The sequence below is a fragment of the Emticicia sp. TH156 genome (assembly GCF_002855535.1).
GTDB lineage: Bacteria > Bacteroidota > Bacteroidia > Cytophagales > Spirosomataceae > Emticicia > Emticicia fluvialis.
On sequence record NZ_PKRS01000001.1, the window covers coordinates 750896 to 770820 of the forward strand.

Consider the following 19925-nt stretch of genomic DNA (forward strand, 5'->3'; position numbering starts at 1 on the left):
TCTCTTTATAAATTCTATTAATATTGTTCGGTTACACCAAAGAAGAATGCCCCTTCAATAGCAGCGTTTTCGTCTGAGTCTGAACCATGAATGGCGTTTTCACCCAGCGATTTGGCGTATTTCTTACGGATGGTTCCTTCTTCTGCATTAGCCGGATTCGTAGCTCCGATAAGGGTTCGGAAGTCGGCCACGGCGTTTTCTTTTTCCAGAATCATCGGTACAATCGGACCCGACGACATCATCTCACAAAGCTCTCCGTAAAAACCTCTTTCTTTATGTACCTCGTAAAACTTACCCGCTAATGCCGGAGTCAGTTGTGTTTTTTTCATTGCTACAATTCTGAAGCCGGCGGCCTCAATCATAGCTATAATTCCACCAATATGATTATCCGCCACAGCATGTGGTTTAATCATCGTGAAGGTTCTGTTACCTGCCATATCTGTTTAATTTTTTAATAATTTCTGCAAAAATACTCAATTCAAGGCATTCAGTAAACTGTTTGATTAGAATTAAGTGTAAAATCTGATGGTTAATAAACAACAAGCCCATTTGTACTTACAGATAGCAAATGGGCCTGAGCAATACTTTAATTATCCTGAAATTTTGTATCAACCGTATCCACCACGAAACTTATAGGTGCTGGCTACTTTGTCTATAGCCACAATATAGGCTGCCAGACGCATAGATACCTTATGTTTCTGTGATGTTTCAAATACGTTATCAAATGCATCTTTCATCATGCGGTCGCAACGACGGTTGATTCTGTCTAAGGCCCATTTGTATCCGATTCGGTTCTGTACCCATTCAAAATAAGAAACTGTTACCCCACCGGCATTCGCCAGGATATCAGGCACTACCATAATGCCCTTCTCATTGATAATTTCGTCGGCACTTGCAGAGGTGGGGCCATTGGCGCCTTCCACAATCAGTTTTGCCTGAATGCTGGCGGCGTTATCATGTGTAATTACGTCTTCTTTGGCAGCAGGAACCAGCACGTCTACATGAAGTGCCAGCAACTCTTCGTTACTAATCAACTCGGCTTCTTTGAAACCTTCCAGGGTACCCTTGTTGGCGTTTCTGTAAGCAATTGCTTTTTCAATGTCTATTCCGCGGTCGTTATAATAAGCGCCCGAAATATCGCTGATACCACAAATGGTTACGCCTTTCTCATGTAATAGCTGTGCGGCATGAGAACCCACATTACCAAAACCCTGCACTGCAGCCGTAGCACGATAAGGATTCAGGCGTAGCTTTTCCATTCCTGAAAGTGCCGATACCATTACGCCGCGCCCTGTGGCTTCGGTACGGCCAAGCGAACCACCCAAAACCAATGGTTTACCAGTTACAACGGCATTGACTGTCATACCCTTGGCTTTTGAATATTCATCCATCAACCAGGCCATTTCACGGGGGCCTGTACCCATATCAGGCGCCGGAATGTCTTTATCCGGCCCGAAGATATCAAGCATAGACAAAGTGTAGGCCCTCATCAACCGTTCCATTTCGCCGGCCGACATTTCACGCGGGTTGCAGGCTATTCCTCCTTTGGCTCCACCGTAAGGAATATCTACCACGGCACATTTCCAGGTCATCCAGGCTGCTAATGCCCGCACTTCATCAATGTTCACGGCAGGGTCAAAGCGGATACCGCCTTTACTTGGCCCCAATATGGTTGAATGAATAACTCTGTAACCTTCAAAGACTCTAATCTGCCCGTTGTCCATGGTTACGGGCAAGCCTACTGTTACCTGGCGTGCAGGTACTTTCAGGATGTAGTACATCTCTTCACTGATACCCAGAATTTTTACTGCGGCATCAAACCTTGACATCATTGACTCCAACGGATTTTCTTTATCCTTAATCGGAGCCGGTTCTATGTAATTCATAAACAGAAAGTTCTATTGTTGAAGTTTTTAGGGTGCAAACTTAGAAAAAAGATAGTATTTCTTAAAATTGTTAAATTTCACACAAACTTAACATTATATTCATTTTTAAAAATATACCCAATCCTAAACTGGCAATTCTGCGCATCACCAAATAATTTATCGCATTTGGCAAATTACCATAAGATAAATTTTTTTGCCAATTACCCAATATTTTGCACAGGGCATTGTTTAAAGGCTTAAAAAACGCTATCTTTGTGGCGTTTTTTAAGCATAGACCCATTTTTTAACAATTTACTGCATTACGATTATGGCTGTAGTTGAAGAAAAAACCCGCTATTCAGAAGAGGAGCTAAGGGAGTTTGAAGTAATTATTACCAACAAATTAGAAGCGACACGAAATGAGCTGAACTTTATTAAAGAAACGCTGAGTCGTAAGAATGATAATGGTACTGATTACACGTCAAGTAGTACAAAATTATTAGAAGATGGCGCAGATGTGAGCGAAAAAGAACAACTTAGCCAGTCAGCAGGTCGTTTGCAAAAATTTGCACAACAATTGGAAGCAGCCCTGATTCGCATCAAAAACGGAACTTACGGTATTTGCAAGGATACCGGCAAGCTGATTCCAAAAGAGCGTTTAAGAGCGGTACCACATACCCAGCAAACCATTGAAGCCAAACTGAGAGCTTCTAATTGATTGCCTTACAGTATTACATAACATATAAAATCCTTAAGTATTACCCTGCCACATTGCATTGGCCGGAAAAACTTTAAGGTTTATAGATTCTTTGTCTATACAAAAAGCCTCTCTGTCAGAGGCTTTTTGTATTTTTAAGCAGAAAAGTGTTTAATTGCCAAACAAACTACTCATCTGCTTCATGAAAAAAATACTACTCTTATTCTTCATCACCTTACAAATTAATACTTTCGGGCAGGTGGCCGATAGCTATTACCTGCCTCAAAATGTAAATTATAACCCCAAAATACCTACACCAAAGCAATTTCTTGGTTATCAGGTTGGCGAACAACACGTTACACCTTATGAGCAGTATGCTTACATGAAAGAACTGGCTAGGTTATCAGACCGGTTCAAGGTAGAGGTTTATGGCAAGACTTTCGAAAACCGTGAACTACTGTTGCTGACGGTAACCTCGCCACAAAACCATGCGAAACTGGACCAGATAAAAGCAGAACACCAGAAACTGGTGAACCCGGCGCAATCTGGCAGCCTGGATTTGAAAAAAATGCCTATTGTTGTCTGGATGGGCTACTCGGTGCATGGGAATGAGGCCAGCGGCACTAACTCTAACCTCATGTCGGCGTATTATCTGGCCGCGGCACAGGGTCCGGGTGTTGACTCCTTACTAAACGAGGCCATTATTCTGATTGACCCTTGTATTAATGCCGACGGCGGCAACCGCTTTGCCACCTGGGTGAACATCAACCGAAGCAATACTCTGGTAAGTGACATCAACAGCCGCGAGTTCAGTGAAACATGGCCGAACGGCCGTACTAATCATTACTGGTTTGATTTAAACCGCGACTGGCTGTACCAGCAAATGCCTGAAAGTAAAGGCCGGCTGGTGAAATTTTACGAATGGAGACCTAATATTCTGACTGACCACCATGAAATGGGAAGTGCATCTACCTTCTTTTTTCAACCGGGTATCCCATCACGTACTCACCCGCTTACTCCCAAAAGCAATATTGAACTGACAGCCAAAATAGGGAAATATCACGCTCAGGGGCTAGACAGAATCAATTCTGCTTACTATACACAAGAGAACTACGACGACTTTTACTACGGAAAAGGCTCTACCCTACCCGATGTGAACGGGTCTATTGGTATATTGTTCGAACAAGCCTCTTCTCGTGGGCATTTGCAGGAGACCGCTAATGGCCTTCTGAGTTTCCCTTTCACTATCCGCAATCAGGTTTCTGCCACGTTTTCAACGCTGAAAGCAGCCCGCGAAATGCGGGTAGAACTGCTGGAACATATGCGCAATTTTTATAAAGAAGGTTCAAATGATGCCGTAAAAGCCTATGTATTTGGTGGAAGCAAAGATGCCGTAAAAACCTGGGAGATGGTAAATATGCTGAAAAGAAACCAGGTAGATGTTTATAAACTGGGTAAAGATGAAGCCATAGACGGCAACACGTTCGACAAGGCGACTTCTTTTGTGGTACCAATGAACCAGCCACAGCATCGCCTTATCAAATCCATGTTCGAGAAGCGGACCAAGTTTGAAGACAGCCTTTTCTATGACATTTCGGCGTGGTCGTTACAATATTGTATGAATGTGCCTTCTGCTGAAGCCAAAGCAGCTGTTTCGCTGGGCGAAAAAGTGCATATAAACGAGTTTCCGAAAGGGAAGGTTTATGGCAATAGCACTTATGCCTATTTCTTTGAATGGAACAGCTATTTTGCGCCAAGAACTGCCTATGAATTACTAGATAAAGGTTATACCCTTAAAGTAGCTATTGAACCCCTCACGGCTATTGTAGGCGGAAAAGAACAGAAGTTTGACTACGGCACCATACAAATTGTGTGCAACGGAGAAGACCCAAGCGCTTTGCTGCAAACCCTTGCCGAGCGTGACGGAGTTAATTTCTATGCTACTGCCACCGGCCTTACACCTGCAGGAATTGACCTTGGTAGTGAGAAATTCCGCAAATTGAAATTACCTAAGGTTTTGATGCTGGCGGGCCCGGGTGTAAACGCCAATGATGCCGGTGAAATATGGCACCTGCTAGACCAACGCATCAACATACCTCTGACTTTTGCTGATATTGAAACAGCCAATAGGGTTAATCTGGACAAATACACGCACATTGTACTTTCGGGTGGTAACTATAATAATTTATCAGACGAGAAAATCAGACGCTTCATACAGGGCGGTGGCGTGTTGGTTGCCATGACAGAAGCCGCCGAATGGGCAGCCAATAAAAAACTGGCTTCAATAACTGTAAAACCAAGACCGGATAACAATGGCAGCGGAAAAAGACCTTATGTTTTGCAGGAGAAATACAATGGCGCAATGGAAACTGCCGGAACCATCTTTGAAACAAAAATAGATCCTACTCACCCAATTTGTTTCGGATACCCGCAGGAAAAACTGGCATTGTTTAAAGACAACAACATCTTCTTTGAAGACACCAAAAACCCTTATAATACGCCAATTATTTTCACAAGTAATCCATTAATTGCGGGTTATGTTCATCCAAAAAATGAGGCTTTAATTAAAAACTCACCCGCTGTTATTACACAGACTTTGGGTGCCGGGAAAATCATTCTGATGTCGGAGAACCCGAATTTCCGGGCATTCTGGTACGGAACCAACAAGTTGTTTCTGAATGCTCTTTTCTTTGGACACACCATTGGTGGTGGCCGTTTTGGCGGCGAAGAAGAGTAAATGCCCCCATTGCAGGCAAAAAGCCCTTTCAGCAATATGTACCGAAAGGGCTTTTTGTTTTACTTATTAACGGCGCTTTCGTTCAGTGTGATGCTCCCTTTCGTGGCATCAATGGTGGCTTTTATACCTACAGGCACTGTAAATTTATCTTTAATATGGCCTATCATAGCGCCTGAGAATGCCGGGATGTTCAATGGCTTGATATGGTCTTCAAAAATATCTTCCATAGTTAAAGAGCCATAGCCTCCTTTTGACGGCGGGCAGTCGGTACACTTACCAAATACAAAACCCGAAAGCTGATTTAAAATACCTGCCAGTTTCAGTTGCGTAATCATCCTGTCAATGCGGTAAATATCTTCACCCACATCTTCCAGAAACAAGATACTCCCCTTAAAATCAGGCACATAAGGCGAGCCAAGTATATGGCTAAGCACTGTCAGGTTTCCGCCTGTTAACCTGCCGGTAGCAATGCCGGGGTTAATGGTATATATGCGGTCATCTACCTGCACCAGGTTGTCTCCCTTTTTTACGGGGTTTGTCAATTGTACTGCATTGGCATCCAGCAGCAGGCTCTTAAAATTTTCAACAGAAAAGCTGTTCCAGGTTGAAGAACCTACCGGCCCATGAAAAGTAACAAGCCCTGTCTGGCTGTAAATGCCCAGCAACAAAGCCGTTATGTCGCTGTAGCCAATAAAAACTTTAGGGTTTTGCTGAATGGTTTTATAATCAAGCAAAGGCAGAATTCTGGCACAACCCCAGCCGCCATGCATGGCCATTATGCCGTTAATGCTTTTATCGGCAAACATTTTATTGATGTCGGCGGCTCTGTCGGCATCTGTTCCTGCCAGATACCCGTATCGGTCAAACATGTGGTCGCCCTTTTTCACTTTAAAACCCAGTGTTTCCAGGCTTTCAATGGTTATCTGCACTTCTTCTTTTAAAAATGCCGAATAGGCCGGGCAAACCAGCCCGATGGTATCGCCCGGTTTCAGCGCCGCCGGTTTTAAAGTTTTATGCTGGGTATCAGGAAACGAAAAATTCAGATTGGCCAGCCCTATACCAGCCAGCAGGCTTGAACTGAGAAAATGTCGACGATCAGGCATTTTTCCGATGAAGTAGGTGTGATTAATCAATTTATATTCTGCTAAACTACATAAAATAAGGGAGTTTATGAACACATTCACAAACTCCCTTATCAGAATCGACAGGCCTGCTTTTCAGGAAACAGCAACCTCTTTCATCAACAATACCAGGTCTTTATCATTTACTTCCTTAATTCTGTCGGCAAGCTCAAGGAAGCGGCTATACGTATAATCAATTTCGGGTTTATCAAGATTATAACCTAGTTTTTCCAAACGGTGTTTTAAAGCATGGCGGCCGCTTCTGGCGGTAAGCACAATAGACGACTTATCTACGCCAACCTCTTGCGGGCTGATAATCTCGTAGTTTTCGGTATGTTTCAGGAAGCCGTCCTGATGAATACCCGACGAGTGCGCAAAAGCATTACGCCCCACAATGGCTTTGTTGGCCTGCACAGGCATACGCATGGTACCAGAAACCAAATTACTGATAGGCGCAAGCATGGTGCTTTCAATATTGGTATGATAACCAAGCGATTTGTGCACTTTCAGAATCATGGCTACTTCTTCCAGCGAAGTATTACCAGCACGCTCACCAATACCGTTGATGGTTACCTCTACCTGTCTTGCTCCGGCCTGAATACCCGCAATGGTATTGGCAGTAGCCAGACCTAAATCGTTATGGTTGTGCATGGAAATAATGGCTTTGTCTACATTAGGCACATTATTCATGATGTATGAAATACGCTGATGCATTTCATGTGGCAGCACATATCCTGTGGTATCAGGCAGGTTTACTACTGTAGCGCCTGCTTTGATAACCTCGTCGGTCAGTTTTGCCAAAAACTCAAGATCGGCCCGACCAGAGTCTTCAGCATAAAACTCTACGTCTTCAACAAACTTTTTAGCATGCTTCACTGCTGAAATGGCCTGTTCAATAATCTGTTCGCGGGTACTGTTAAATTTATGTTTGATGTGAATATCAGAAGCCCCGATACCGGTATGTATACGCGGCCGCTTGGCATATTTCAGGGCTTCAGCAGCAGACTCAATGTCACCCTTGATTGCTCTTGAGAGGGCACAAACCGTTGGTTCTGTAACGGCTTTAGAGACCGCTACAACAGAGTTGAAATCGCCGGGACTTGAAATCGGGAAACCTGCTTCAATAATATCGACACCCAGCTTTTCCAGCTGCTTGGCAATCATAACCTTTTCGTCGGTTGTTAACTGGCAACCGGGCACTTGTTCTCCATCTCGTAAGGTGGTGTCGAAAACATAAATTTTCTGGCTCATTGCTTAATGAGGTGTTTAGTTATTTTTACTACTTCTTTTTCTCGCAAAAAAGCCCTTTCTCACCATGTGCAAGAAAGGGCTTTTGATTTATACAAAGTCTCCGTTTCTCACACTGAAAAGCTGAGCAGAAGGAGAAGTGAAATTGCGATTACGTTTTGTTTCAATTGCTTTTTGAAATTACTAAGGACACAAATTTAACACATTATTTTTTTCCGGCAAAAACTTCTTTTTATTTTTTTCAAACCGGGCTTACTGCTTTTTTTAACTACTGTAAGAGTTTCCGGTTTCAAGGTTATTTACTGCGTTTTAGCAGGTTCAGGCCATCAAAAGATGATATTTCAACCCCCGTCAGGATAGGGCACCTGCTTTTTTATTATCATTTAATAAATATTTAAAGGGCTGAATATTAAGCACTTATATATCAGGTCATTTTTGACACAAATACGCTTGGCGTATAAATCAACAGGGTTTATTCGGTAATTCTCATAAATAGTTATTATTTTTGCGACGTTCTCAGGGTTAAGAAATATTTTATTTTAAATATGCACAGAAAAACCAAAATTGTAGCCACAGTCGGACCAGCTTCTGAAAGTGAAGAAATGCTATTGGCACTGGCTAAAGCCGGTGTAAATGTTTTCCGTTTAAATTTCTCTCACGGAACCCACGAAGACCACCAGATGCGTATTAACCGTATCAGGAAAATAAACGCTGAACATGGTTTTAAATGCGCTATTCTGCAGGATTTACAAGGCCCGAAAATCAGAATAGGCCAGATGGAAACAGGTAATGAGGGTGTTGAAATTTTTGCCGGCGATAAACTGGTATTTACTAACGAAGATGTAATCGGAAACGGTCAGCGTGTGAGCACCCCTTATAAGGGTATGTATCAGGACGTGAAGCTGGGTGAAAGAATATTGATGGACGACGGCAAGCTGGAAGTAAAAGTAACCGGCGTTGACGGAATGGACGTAATTACAGAAGTAGTATATGGCGGCCTTTTAAAACAAAAGAAAGGTGTAAACCTGCCTAATACCAATATTTCTCAGCCATCGGTTACAGAAAAAGACTGGGAAGACCTGAAATTTGGTTTATTGAATGATGTAGACTGGATTGCGCTTTCTTTTGTAAGAACGGCTGACGAAATAAAGGATATACAGAATTACATAAAAGCCCAGGGAAAAGAGGCAAAGGTTATTGCCAAGATAGAAAAGCCGGAAGCGGTTGACAACATGGACTCTATCATTGCCGCAACAGATGGTATTATGGTAGCCCGTGGAGACCTAGGTGTGGAGATTCCGTCAGAAGACGTGCCATTGATTCAGAAAGCTTTGGTTGAAAAATCTAATCTGGCTGCCAAACCTGTAATTGTGGCAACACAAATGCTTGAAAGCATGATTGACAGCCCCCGCCCAACCCGTGCAGAGGTTGGTGATGTGGCCAATGCCGTATTAGATGGTGCAGATGCCGTAATGCTAAGTGCAGAAAGTGCCTCTGGTAAATATCCTATTCTTGCGGTTGAAACAATGGTAAAAACCATTGAAAAAGTAGAAAACGAAGCCGACTGGAAGAAATTATATTACCGCCACCATGCCCGTGTTACGGAAGACTCTTATAAGTCTGAAGAAAAAGAAAACGATAACGTGGTAATGAACGCCTGCCGCCTGGCACGTGACCTGAAAGTAAAAGCCATCATTGGCATTACTACCTCTGGTTATACGGCTGTTCGTTTATCGCATCACCGCCCAAAGGCCAATACATTTATCTTTACCGGAAACGAAAAGCTTTTAACCCAGTTGAGTTTGTATTCGGGCATTACCGCTTTTAAATACAATCATCTGAAAGATAAAAGTGTAGAAGAAGTAGTGGCTAACATCAGAGATACCCTGGTTGAAAAAGGAGAGCTTGCTGCCGGAGATTTGTTTGTAAATACCTTAAGTATGCCTCTTCATGAAAACAACCGGACCAACACTATCAAATTAAGCCGGGTTGAATAATACTAATCTGAACCATATAGAAAAGAGCTCGTCGTTATGATGAGCTCTTTTCGTTAGAAGTCAATCGTTAGCTGCCTTCCGGCCATTTCTTCTTCAAAAGCCAGATTTGACAAATAAATACCCAGTAACCGAACACCCTTGGGCATTGGTAAAAGAGCATGCAGCAATTCATAAGATATTTTTGCCAGCAATGTTTCTTCAAGTACCGGTAATTGTGAAGTGCGGCTACGGGTGATGCTCTCAAAGTCGGCGAATTTTATCTTCAATGTAATGGTTTTACCATAGGCTTTTATGCGGGCCATGCGGCGCCAGAGTTTTTCCAGTATATCGTCCATTTCTCTGTAAAGGTCTTCCGGCTCTGTAAAGTCTTTGTCAAAGGTATTCTCTACTCCTACCGATTTCCGTATGCTATCGGGGTTAACCGGGCGGTTATCTACACCATGGGCAATATCAAAATAATAGCCCCCCATTTTACCAAAATGATTGGTGAGAAACTCAACACTTTTGGCTTTCAGGTCTTTACCGGTAAAAATGCCCATTTTGTTCATTTTTTCGGCTGTTACTCTACCTATTCCATGAAATTTGCTAATCTCTAATACTTCTACAAATTTTTCGGCCTGTGAGGGCTTAATAACAAATAGTCCGTCGGGCTTTCTGTAGTCTGAGGCAATTTTGGCAAGGAATTTATTGATTGAAACCCCGGCAGAGGCGGTGAGTCCGGTTTTCTGTTTAATTCGCTCTTTTATTTCCTGCGCTATTTGTGTAGCGGTTTCTATTCCTTTCAGGTTTTCGGTTACATCAAGATATGCTTCATCGAGCGATAGCGGCTCAACCAAAGGAGTATATTCAAGAAAAATTTCTCTGATTTCTACTGATACCTGTTTGTAGACTTCAAAGCGCGGCTTTACGAAGATTAACTGCGGACATTTCTGCCTGGCTATTCTGGACGACATGGCCGAGCGCACACCAAATTTGCGGGCCTCGTAGCTGGCAGCAGCTACCACACCCCGCTCGCGGCTTCCACCTACGGCAATGGGTTTTCCCCGCAAATCGGCAAAGTCTCGCTGCTCTACCGATGCGTAGAAAGCATCCATGTCAATATGAATAATTTTGCGGCTTGCCACCCCTAAAACTCCTAATATGATATTAGTATTTGTTGAAACAAAGTTATTAATATTTATACTTATAACATAAAGGTAAAATTTCTGACAAAGAATCTACAGACCAGGCTTGTGCTTATCTCATTTATGCATCAGGGCTTCTGTTCCTTTGAATTTAGGTTTAGTTTTCAGACATTTGCCTCCGATTCAATAAAAATGTTTGAACACTTGCACTTTTATCTTCCTGCGAGAAGCTAAATTTAATAAAACTGATGAAACTAAGCGTTGTTATTCCTGCCTATAACGAACAAGAAAGTATTCCGGAAACCCTGCGCACTTTATATACAACCTTAAAAAAGCACGATATTCCTCACGAAATATGGGTTACTAACGATAACTCTAAAGACCAGACACTGGCTGTTCTTGAATCGCTTTCCGGAGAAATTCCGACACTTGTTTTTGAAACCAATAAAGGCCCCAATGGATTTGGCTACGCTGTACGATATGGCCTGGAACGTTTCACGGGCGATTGCGTGGCTGTATTTATGGCTGACATGTCTGACGACCCCGAAGACCTTGTGAAGTATTATAAAACCATGCTTGAGAAAAACGTAGATGCGGTTTATGGCAGCCGTTGGATAAAAGGTGGAAAAGTGATTGATTATCCGCCCCTCAAGAAGTTTATTAACCGAATTGCCAATTTCATTATTAAAAACATGATGGGTATCAAATACAATGATACCACCAATGCATTCAAGCTATATAAAAGAGAAACCATTGAGGGCATTAAGCCGTTCTTATCTCCGCATTTCAATCTCACTGTTGAACTCCCTTTAAAAGCAATTGTGCGCGGATACACGTATGCCGTTGTACCCAACAGCTGGACCAACCGAAAGTATGGAGAATCTAAGCTGAAAATTAAAGAAATGGGCAGCCGTTATTTATTTATTTTGATGTATTGCTGGATTGAAAAGCACTTCTCGAGAGGAGATTATTATAAAAAATAACAAAAAGGCGGGATAGAAGAATCTATATCGCCTTTTTGTTACCAATCAGTTATTTGGTAGAACCCTGAACCTTTGCCGCCTTTTTTTGCGGAATGCCCGGTTGGGTTATCTCAAATTCTTCTTTCGCTTTGGCGTCAGCTACAATCTTGCGCACATCGGCCAGTAGTTTTTTGGCGTCATATACCACCCCATCTTTTACGGTGTATTTTACCCCTCCTACTCTTACTACCTCATTTTTATCATTAACCCTTATAGCGCCCGTACCATACAGGGTTTTGAGGTTAGCCAACGGATTCTCTTCTGTTATTACGAAATCGGCGAATTTACCTACTTCTACCGAGCCTATCTGGTCGGCCATACCCAGCGCTTCAGCCCCTTTTAATGTAGCAGCTCTTATTACCTCTAATGGGTGGAAACCCGCCTCACGTAGCAACTCAAGCTCTCTGATGTAAGCAAAGCCATATAGTTGATAGATATATCCGGAATCTGAACCTGTGGTTACGCGGCCGCCGCGGTTTTTATACTCATTCACAAAGCGCATCCAGATACGGTAGTTCTCTTTCCAGGCTACCTCCTGCTCGGTTCCCCAGTTAAGCCAGTAAGACCCGTGAGAGATACGACTGGGTCCATAGAAACGCCATACCGATGGCAGGGTGTATTCATCATGCCATTCGGCACGGCGTGCCAGCATCAGTTCGCGGTTGGCTTCATAGATGTTAAAGGTGGGATCAAGTGTAAAATCCAGTTTCAGGAGTTCGTCCATTACCTGATACCATTTGGCTGAGCCCGGCTCAGCGGCCTGTTTCCAGAGTTTGCCTGCTTCTTCAAAACGGTCTTGCTCATTATTGTAATTATAATCCGGCGGGTAGTTCTGCAAGGTTCTTTCGTCAAACAGCGCTTCGGGCAGGCCGTACCAGTGTTCCATGGTTGTTAACCCCGCTTTAGCTGTTGCCAGCACGTTCATACGGCCTACTTCCAGTTGTGCATGATGGCATGCCGAACGCAGACCAATCTTTTTGTTTTCTTCTAAAGCAGCACGGAAAATATCCGGAGCAGCACCAAAGAATTTGATTCCATCTGCCCCTTTAGCGGCATTGGCTCTTACCCACTGGCGGGCTTCTTCAGGTGTTGTGATGGGCTTATCCGCCCCCATCCCGAACGCAGTGTAGGCTTTAATGCGCGGAGCAGTTATTTCATTGTTTTCACTTTTCTTTTTGTGTTCCAGGGTCCAGTCGAGCCCGTTTCCTGCTGATGGGTCTCTGATAGTGGTAATACCATGCGCCAGCCAGAGTTTAAATACGTATTCAGCCGGGGTTCCCTGGGCTTTACCTCCAATGTGGCCGTGCATATCTACAAAACCGGGCATGAGGTACATACCGGTGCAGTTCAGTTCTTTATCGCCGGTGTTCAATTTGGGCCGGCTTTTTTCTTCAATAGGCACACCGGGGTAACCCACCTGGCGTATCTGCACAATTTTGTTTTTTTCAACTACAATATCAACGGGGCCTACGGGTGGTGCTCCGGTGCTGTTAATGAGGGTAACACCTCTGATTATTAATCGATTGGCGTATTCGCCCTCTGCCCTGGGCGGAGCCTTTTCAATCTGGGCAAACAAGGTAGAAGTAACGCAACTCAGAAGAAGTGTAATTTTTTTATACATACGATGTTGGTAGGTTTTTAACAAAAATAATCAGGATTCAGGATAATTTAAGTGCCTAGGGTTTTTTTTATGCCCCTTACCGTAAAATAGTATATCTACCGAATTGGTATATTTGAAAAATACAATGTTTTAAAGCATTAACCGACATAATTTCTTTAAATTGCACCATTTCTGAAAAGTATGGTTAATTAAACCCTGTTCTACTTTTCATTTATATTCTATGGAAATAGTAGGTTTTGGTCTGGCGTTTTTGATTGGTATTACTCTGGGGCTTATAGGTGCCGGAGGCTCTATATTAACCGTTACTGTGTTAGTATATATAATGGGGGTTAGCCCTTCCACAGCCACTACCTATTCGCTTTTTATAGTGGGCATTACCTCGCTGGTTGGCTCGGTTGATTATTTCAGAAAAGGGCTGGTTGACATCAGAAAAGGGCTTTTCTTTTCTTTTCCGGCTTTTGTTATGGTTTTTATTATGCGTAAGTATGTGATGCCTCGCATTCCGGAAGTTATTTATCAGTCTGACCATTTTACGCTCAGTAAAAACCTGATGGTAATGCTTCTTTTTGGTTTGCTGATGATTGGCGCTTCGTACTCAACCATAAAAAGCCGGAAAAAAGACAATGAAATTGTAAAAACCAAAGTGAGTTATTGGGTGATATTTCTGGAGGGTATTCTGGTTGGTATATTAACCGGGCTAGTAGGCGCAGGCGGTGGGTTTATGATTATTCCGGCACTGGTTATTTTTGCACAGCTACCCATGAAAGAGGCAGTGGGCACATCGCTGCTCATTATAACCATTAATTCAATGTTTGGCGCTATAGGCGATTTTTCGGCCGGGGTTGTATTGGATTACAGGTTTATTTCAGAATTTGTACTTTGCACTGTAGCAGGTGTATTGGTTGGCAGTTATTTGTCGAAAAGAATAGACGGCGAGAAACTTAAACCGGCATTTGGCTGGTTTATTCTTATTATAGGCTGTTGGATAATAGTTAAAGAAACACTACTAAAATAATCATATCATGAACAAAATACAAGCTGCCATAAAAATGAAATGCCCGCGTTGCCAGGAAGGCGAGGTTTTTTTGAACCGCAATCCGTACGCGCTAAAGCAGCTAACTGCCATGCACAAACATTGCCCCAAATGTGGCCTGAAATACGAAAGAGAGATTGGCTTTTTTTACGGCGCCATGTATGTGAGCTATATGTTTAACATAGCTTTGTTTGTGATTGCCACGGTGGCTTATTACCTGTTTTTTGAAGAGCGTGTTGACTGGCTTTGGTATATTCTGGGCTATCTGGGCTTAACGTTTTTGTTGTTTCCTGTCATCTATCGTTTATCACGTTCTATATGGTTGCAGGCTTTTAACAAATACGAACCCGGCAGTGCTACTCATAAGCACTAACGTTTTCTGTTAAATCTTTTTGATTTTTTTAAAATCACACCTGGGGGCTGCTGATAACCCCTTCAGCAACTTAAAGCGCAACGTTTATTTAGAATTATTTTAAATAAACATTGCGCTTTTGTATTCTGTTATTAATTTTGCGCCACTATTTAGAATTAGTCTAAAGCAAAACAGTATGCAGAATCTATACACTACTTTTTTACTCTTTTTAATCTCCACCTCAACTTTATATGCACAAAACGGACAATTAACGGGGCAAGTCGTTAATGCTGCTGGCCAGCCCGTCAGTTTTGCCAGCGTTGCAGTAAAAAAAACCAAAGCAGGAACAATAGCGAACGAAAAGGGAGAATTTATCCTTAAAAACATCGCAAAAGGCAAACATACAATACTGGTAACGATGGTTGGCTACGAGTCTGCCAGCCAGGAAATAGAAATTATTGACGGCCACCCAACCGAAGTTAAGATTCGGCTACATGAAACGACCAACACATTGCAGGAAATAAACGTGGTAGGCAATATTGGTATTACCAAAGTAAAACCCCAAACCATTCAATATGCCAGCAAAGACCTGATATCACAAAATGGCGGTACTGCCGGCGACATCCTGAAAGCCATGCCTAGCGTTGCTATGGGCGGAAGCCCTAATCATAACCGAGACATCCGATTCAGAGGTTTGGGGAATGGATACACGCAGGTTCTGATTAACGGCCAACCCATAGGTGTAAGCGGAAACAACCGCGAAACCGTTCTGGATCTGATACCTGCCAACCAAATTGAAAGAATTGAAATACTAGCTAACCCAACCGCTGATGTGGTTTCTGCCGGTGTAAACGGCGTTGTAAACATTATTCTTAAAAAGGGTGTACCCGCAACAAAGCTGTATGAAACCATTGGCAGAGCCAGTTTTACAGCAGACCATCAGGGAGGCTACAATGGTGGGCTCTCATTAAACGGCCGAGCCAGAAACCTTACTGCCGGGGCAAATTTTGACCGTTTATACAGAATTGTTGAAAACAAAAGTACTGGTGAAATACTAAAACTGAATAATGCAGGCGAAAAAACTGAGGCTCAGAACCAGAAGAAAAACGAAAACAAGAAGTTTACCAATAACTCAGCCAAAGGATTTTTAGGCTACAATACCAAGGGTTGGGATTTTTACACAGAATACTTATACGGTGACCAGACCGAGGATAAATCGAAAGAAGAGCGAACCACCATATTTGACGCCACCAATAAGTTTAAGAGTGGTAAATTTGTGTTGTCTCCTGAGTTACGAAAGGTTTATTTCCACAGCCCATCTGCCCGAATTACCAAAAACCTGGGCAAGCATGAATTTCAATTGGCTTATAACTATAACAAGTCTGGCGAAAACAAAACCCAGAACCAGAACGAATATGCATTATTGGAAACCAATGAACCGGTATTGAACAAAACGCCTAAAATGCAAAAGGTAGAAGACCGGATTTCGTTGAACACCCATTTGCCTGGCTTGTACTGGTTGTCATCAATTGTAAAAAATACAACCCTTAAAGTTGGATATCAGGGCTTTTATACAACAAGAACCATAGCCAGAACTACCGATGCCTATGATGAGAAAAGTAATACTTGGAAACCTAAAGATGAGGGAAAGAACAACTTTGAAGCAAATGAATCTGTAAACGCCATGTATGCTACTTTTCAATGGCATACCGAAAAGCTGAAAACCAATTTTGGGTATCGCCATGAAATAGCCGATATAAGAACCAAAGCCAGCTCTCAGACCAACTACAGCAACGGCCATTATTCCACCGCTTTGCCTTCTGTACATGTGCAGTATTTTCTTTCTTCAAAAACGTATCTGGCATCATCTGTGGGTAGAAGAATACGCCGCCCCGGTTTTAATGACCTGAACCCCTACGTTGAAATAAAAAGCACCACTGAACAAAAAGTAGGAAACCCCGATTTACGCCCTGAACGCGCCTGGGCTTACGAAATGGGTGTATTTACACAGATAAAAGACTTTAACATAGGCGCAAACCTTTTTCTGCGTGATATCCGCGATTTAATTCAAAAAAACATTACCGAAGAAAATGGCATATTTACTGAAAAACAAATTAACCTGCGGGGCGCTAAAACCAGCGGTATTGAATTGGTATCGGCAGCAAAAATAGGCGGGTGGCTCAATGTTAACGGCAATTACTCAAGGTTCTGGTCGAAAATCAGCTCGGATGACATCAATAATGGTGACCAACTGAAAGACCAATTTGCCTGGACAGCCAAAGTTCTTGCCGATTTCAGCCTGCCTTCAAAAATAAACGCTCAGATTATAAGCAATTGGGTAGGGCCAAAAAATACAGTACAGGAAGGGGAAGGAAAAGTACATTTTGTGGATATCGGTATTCAGAAAACCTTCGGTAAAAACAATGCTTTGTTTTTACGTGCTACTGATATCTTCGATAACCTCAAAAAGCATAAGTACACGAATACTGCTACGCAGGTATCTAATACTTATGAACACACCCAGGGCAGAATATTTAGTGTAGGTGCATCGGTGAACTTCTGATTTGAGACCGTTCAGATATGAATAGTTCTTAAAAATACAGATGATTATTTTTAATAATTATAAATCTAAAATTGTTTTGCATAAATAACTTCTTTTAACTCATGGCAAAGAAAAACAACGGTATAAAATATTGGCTGGGTAAGATCCATCTCTGGGGTGGGCTTGTTAGCGGTATTGTAGTATTTATTGTTTCTATTACCGGATGCTTATTTGTTTTTGAAGAAGAGATTCGTGACCTAACCCTGAGAAAATATCGGTTTGTTGAACCGTCAAAATCGGCCAGGGTATCGCTGGCTACTATTGAGACAGAGGCAAAGAGGGCTTTCCCCGATAAAAAAATTGACCAGGTCAGGGTTTTCTCAGATGCAACACGCGCTGTTATTGTAAAATTAGCGGATGCTAAAGCAAAGCCCGCCAAAGGCAATAAAGAAGAAAAAGAATACAGAAAAGAAGCCTTTGGATTCAACCCGTATACGGGCGCCTTACTTGGCCGCTATAATCTGGAGTACGATTTTATGCATCTGGTAGAAGATACTCACAAAAGCCTTCTTCTGGGAGAAACCGGCAAATGGATTATTAAAATAAATGTGGTGGTTTTTCTTGTAATGCTGCTTTCGGGTCTGTATTTGTGGTGGCCACGTAAGAGAAACCAACGCAGGTTTGCATTTACTGTTAATTTTAAGAGCAAGTTTCAGGTACTCAATTACAGCCTTCATAATGTGCTGGGTTTTTATTTTCTGCTACCTCTGTTTGTAATAACCATGACGGGCATCTGGTGGGCCATTAAACCAGTTCAGAAAATTACCTATGCTGCTTTAGGACAAAAAATGCCAGAACAAAAAAAGACCATTTCTATTTACCAACCTGGCAAGGTTTTTAGCCCTGATGATGCGCTTTCAAGCGTGGCTCTGGCCTACGGAGGCTGGAAAGAGGCACATATTAATTTTGCCAAAAATGATAAAGAAACTATAAAGGTAAATCTTAAATATCCATACCAGATTTACAAAAAAAGCAATGTTTTTGAGTTTGATCAGTACTCTGGTGCGGTACTTAAGACCGAACTCTTTAAAGACTACTCTACGGCAGATAAGCTGAAACACTCCAACAGAGATTTACACACCGGCCAGAACTTTGGTTTTGCAGGTAAGCTGCTTGCTTTTATTGCAAGCCTGTTTGCCGCCTCTTTGCCTGTTACAGGCTTTCTGATATGGTATCAGCGTAAATATAAAAAGGTTAGTAAAAAGGTGTCATCAGCTAAAAAAAACCAATTGGCTATGGCCTAATTACAGCCAAAGGTTTATTAAAGCCGACTTACCAACAAAGGGTGTGGCATGTGCCGAGTCGCTCAGCACAATGGTTGAACCATCAGCGCCTAAATTCCAGAGTTTTCCCTGAAGAAAAACATTGATTCCTTTTTTTATTCCGGCCTCTTCTTTGGCGCGGGTAGCCATGGCATATTTAACCCAGGCCTCTCCTAACGATATTTTCCCTACATCAGCCTTCGCCTTTTCAGGTGTTTTTGAGCCGGAGTACCCGCTCCAGGGCTGTTGCCAATAGCCATAACCATTAGAGTACGACGGCGTTATCACAAAATCGGCGCTTTTGCTCTTTAATGTCTGGTAAGCCTCAGAAAACCACGCGTCTGCACAAATCAAAACACCCATTTTACCAGCACCTGTATTGAATACAGGAATGGCCTCTGGTTTTACCGGACAAATAAACCCTAATTCATCGGCTGTTGGAAAGGCCTTTTTAATTAATTGCGGATTAATAGTGCCATCGGTCTCAAAAACTACTGATGTGTTATACAATAGCCCCCCTCTTGTTTTCAGCAAGCCATTCTCAACCACGGGGTCAGGTAATAAAACAGACCCACCCACAATGGTAACCTTGTATTCTTTAGCCAAAGAAGCAAATGTATCCTGATACACCCTGGCTATAACTTCCGCCTTCATGGCAAAGACGCTGTATTTCAACTTATCCTGTACGTCTTGGGGGCATTTCAAGAAGGTTGCAAGAAACCTGCCTGCATTCCGCAGCACCATTGTCTGCATACCCTCTTCTATTTCAGGCGTGCTGTAAATACGCTCTTTTTCCTGTAAGGCTACCAGCCAAGTACCAAAGTACTCAGGAAAAACCACAATCGATTTATTGGGTATCAGCCAGTTTTTCTTTTTGGCTTCTTCCATATAAAACCTTATTTTTCTTCTAAAATTCGCTTCAGAGGCATAATCAACCGGCTCTACAAACGCCTGTATGCCAACCACATTCCCTTTGTTGCTTGAGTCTCCGTAAGAGGCAGTGGCATCAATCTTCAAGCTTTGTTTTGTTTCAGAACCCAGGCCTGTATTGGCCCATACCAAATAAAAAGTTAATAATAATACCAAGACACTGCCTGCAGAAAGAAGTATTTTTCTAGTGGTTTTCATTCGGGTAGGAATACTAAATGTGATGCGGTTGAATATCTACCAGCAATTTCTGAAAAATATTAGGCTGAATGCTATAGATTTTTCATAATTTTGCGTAAAATTTCCTATTTACTAAA

At 42.4% G+C, this 19925-nt stretch carries 15 protein-coding genes; 8 read left to right on the forward strand and 7 right to left on the reverse strand.

From position 1 onward, the window contains the following. Positions 1 to 17 precede the first annotated feature (17 nt). Both C0V77_RS03180 and C0V77_RS03185 read right to left on the reverse strand, forming a co-directional pair. Positions 18 to 437 (reverse strand): nucleoside-diphosphate kinase, encoded by a 420-nt coding sequence (locus tag C0V77_RS03180; RefSeq protein WP_101724847.1) that lies wholly within the window; start codon positions 435 to 437, stop codon positions 18 to 20. Between the two features lie 171 nt (positions 438 to 608). Continuing rightward, complete coding sequence (locus C0V77_RS03185) at positions 609 to 1886, reverse strand: Glu/Leu/Phe/Val dehydrogenase (protein WP_101724848.1); 1278 nt, start codon at positions 1884 to 1886, stop codon at positions 609 to 611. A gap of 307 nt (positions 1887 to 2193) precedes the next feature. Here C0V77_RS03185 and C0V77_RS03195 point away from each other — a divergent pair, with 307 nt between their 5' ends. Both C0V77_RS03195 and C0V77_RS03200 read left to right on the forward strand, forming a co-directional pair. Continuing rightward, positions 2194 to 2583, forward strand: a complete 390-nt coding sequence (locus tag C0V77_RS03195) for a TraR/DksA C4-type zinc finger protein (protein WP_101724850.1) — start codon at positions 2194 to 2196, stop codon at positions 2581 to 2583. Between the two features lie 181 nt (positions 2584 to 2764). After that, the gene (locus C0V77_RS03200) at positions 2765 to 5299 is read left to right on the forward strand and encodes a M14 family zinc carboxypeptidase (protein WP_101724851.1); all 2535 of its coding nucleotides are present in this window, start codon (positions 2765 to 2767) and stop codon (positions 5297 to 5299) included. A gap of 59 nt (positions 5300 to 5358) precedes the next feature. On the opposite strand, the gene C0V77_RS03205 is transcribed toward C0V77_RS03200, so the two are convergent. Both C0V77_RS03205 and C0V77_RS03210 read right to left on the reverse strand, forming a co-directional pair. Further along, the gene (locus C0V77_RS03205) at positions 5359 to 6402 is read right to left on the reverse strand and encodes an LD-carboxypeptidase (RefSeq protein WP_101724852.1); all 1044 of its coding nucleotides are present in this window, start codon (positions 6400 to 6402) and stop codon (positions 5359 to 5361) included. A 114-nt stretch (positions 6403 to 6516) separates the two neighbouring features. After that, complete coding sequence (locus C0V77_RS03210; protein ID WP_101724853.1) at positions 6517 to 7671, reverse strand: 2-isopropylmalate synthase; 1155 nt, start codon at positions 7669 to 7671, stop codon at positions 6517 to 6519. 542 nt (positions 7672 to 8213) lie between these two features. On the opposite strand from C0V77_RS03210, the gene pyk reads away from it, so the two are divergent. Beyond that, positions 8214 to 9665, forward strand: a complete 1452-nt coding sequence (gene pyk / locus C0V77_RS03220; protein ID WP_101724855.1) for a pyruvate kinase — start codon at positions 8214 to 8216, stop codon at positions 9663 to 9665. A 53-nt stretch (positions 9666 to 9718) separates the two neighbouring features. On the opposite strand, the gene dinB is transcribed toward pyk, so the two are convergent. Further along, the gene (gene dinB, locus C0V77_RS03225; RefSeq protein WP_255408936.1) at positions 9719 to 10789 is read right to left on the reverse strand and encodes a DNA polymerase IV; all 1071 of its coding nucleotides are present in this window, start codon (positions 10787 to 10789) and stop codon (positions 9719 to 9721) included. Positions 10790 to 11037: 248 nt separating this feature from the next. On the opposite strand from dinB, the gene C0V77_RS03230 reads away from it, so the two are divergent. Next, positions 11038 to 11772: a glycosyltransferase family 2 protein gene (locus tag C0V77_RS03230; protein WP_101724857.1), complete on the forward strand. Its 735-nt coding sequence runs from the start codon at positions 11038 to 11040 to the stop codon at positions 11770 to 11772. A 49-nt stretch (positions 11773 to 11821) separates the two neighbouring features. On the opposite strand, the gene C0V77_RS03235 is transcribed toward C0V77_RS03230, so the two are convergent. Next, complete coding sequence (locus C0V77_RS03235) at positions 11822 to 13432, reverse strand: amidohydrolase family protein (protein WP_101724858.1); 1611 nt, start codon at positions 13430 to 13432, stop codon at positions 11822 to 11824. Between the two features lie 220 nt (positions 13433 to 13652). Between C0V77_RS03235 and C0V77_RS03240 the strand changes: the two genes are divergently transcribed. The 4 genes from C0V77_RS03240 to C0V77_RS03255 all read left to right on the forward strand — a co-directional run bounded on the left by C0V77_RS03240 (position 13653) and on the right by C0V77_RS03255 (position 18663). Continuing rightward, on the forward strand, positions 13653 to 14447 hold the full coding sequence (locus C0V77_RS03240) for a sulfite exporter TauE/SafE family protein (protein WP_101724859.1): 795 nt from the start codon (positions 13653 to 13655) through the stop codon (positions 14445 to 14447). Positions 14448 to 14454: 7 nt separating this feature from the next. Further along, entirely contained in the window at positions 14455 to 14838 is a 384-nt protein-coding gene (locus tag C0V77_RS03245) for a DUF983 domain-containing protein (RefSeq protein ID WP_101724860.1), read from the forward strand. Between the two features lie 175 nt (positions 14839 to 15013). After that, positions 15014 to 17380 carry a TonB-dependent receptor domain-containing protein gene (locus C0V77_RS03250; protein WP_101724861.1) on the forward strand — a complete coding sequence of 789 codons (2367 nt, stop codon included), beginning with the start codon at positions 15014 to 15016 and terminating at the stop codon, positions 17378 to 17380. 101 nt (positions 17381 to 17481) lie between these two features. Continuing rightward, positions 17482 to 18663: a PepSY domain-containing protein gene (locus C0V77_RS03255; RefSeq protein ID WP_101724862.1), complete on the forward strand. Its 1182-nt coding sequence runs from the start codon at positions 17482 to 17484 to the stop codon at positions 18661 to 18663. On the opposite strand, the gene C0V77_RS03260 is transcribed toward C0V77_RS03255, so the two are convergent. Beyond that, positions 18664 to 19809, reverse strand: a complete 1146-nt coding sequence (locus C0V77_RS03260) for a carbon-nitrogen hydrolase family protein (protein ID WP_101724863.1) — start codon at positions 19807 to 19809, stop codon at positions 18664 to 18666. Positions 19810 to 19925 lie beyond the last annotated feature (116 nt).

Bases quoted from the DNA above. Each gene is read 5' to 3' on its own strand.
- C0V77_RS03180 (WP_101724847.1), bottom strand. From the start codon at position 437: ATGGCAGGTAACAGAACCTTCACGATGATTAAACCACATGCTGTGGCG.
- C0V77_RS03185 (WP_101724848.1), bottom strand. From the start codon at position 1,886: ATGAATTACATAGAACCGGCTCCGATTAAGGATAAAGAAAATCCGTTG.
- C0V77_RS03195 (WP_101724850.1), top strand. From the start codon at position 2,194: ATGGCTGTAGTTGAAGAAAAAACCCGCTATTCAGAAGAGGAGCTAAGG.
- C0V77_RS03200 (WP_101724851.1), top strand. From the start codon at position 2,765: ATGAAAAAAATACTACTCTTATTCTTCATCACCTTACAAATTAATACT.
- C0V77_RS03205 (WP_101724852.1), bottom strand. From the start codon at position 6,402: ATGCCTGATCGTCGACATTTTCTCAGTTCAAGCCTGCTGGCTGGTATA.
- C0V77_RS03210 (WP_101724853.1), bottom strand. From the start codon at position 7,671: ATGAGCCAGAAAATTTATGTTTTCGACACCACCTTACGAGATGGAGAA.
- pyk (WP_101724855.1), top strand. From the start codon at position 8,214: ATGCACAGAAAAACCAAAATTGTAGCCACAGTCGGACCAGCTTCTGAA.
- C0V77_RS03230 (WP_101724857.1), top strand. From the start codon at position 11,038: ATGAAACTAAGCGTTGTTATTCCTGCCTATAACGAACAAGAAAGTATT.
- C0V77_RS03235 (WP_101724858.1), bottom strand. From the start codon at position 13,432: ATGTATAAAAAAATTACACTTCTTCTGAGTTGCGTTACTTCTACCTTG.
- C0V77_RS03240 (WP_101724859.1), top strand. From the start codon at position 13,653: ATGGAAATAGTAGGTTTTGGTCTGGCGTTTTTGATTGGTATTACTCTG.
- C0V77_RS03245 (WP_101724860.1), top strand. From the start codon at position 14,455: ATGAACAAAATACAAGCTGCCATAAAAATGAAATGCCCGCGTTGCCAG.
- C0V77_RS03250 (WP_101724861.1), top strand. From the start codon at position 15,014: ATGCAGAATCTATACACTACTTTTTTACTCTTTTTAATCTCCACCTCA.
- C0V77_RS03255 (WP_101724862.1), top strand. From the start codon at position 17,482: ATGGCAAAGAAAAACAACGGTATAAAATATTGGCTGGGTAAGATCCAT.
- C0V77_RS03260 (WP_101724863.1), bottom strand. From the start codon at position 19,809: ATGAAAACCACTAGAAAAATACTTCTTTCTGCAGGCAGTGTCTTGGTA.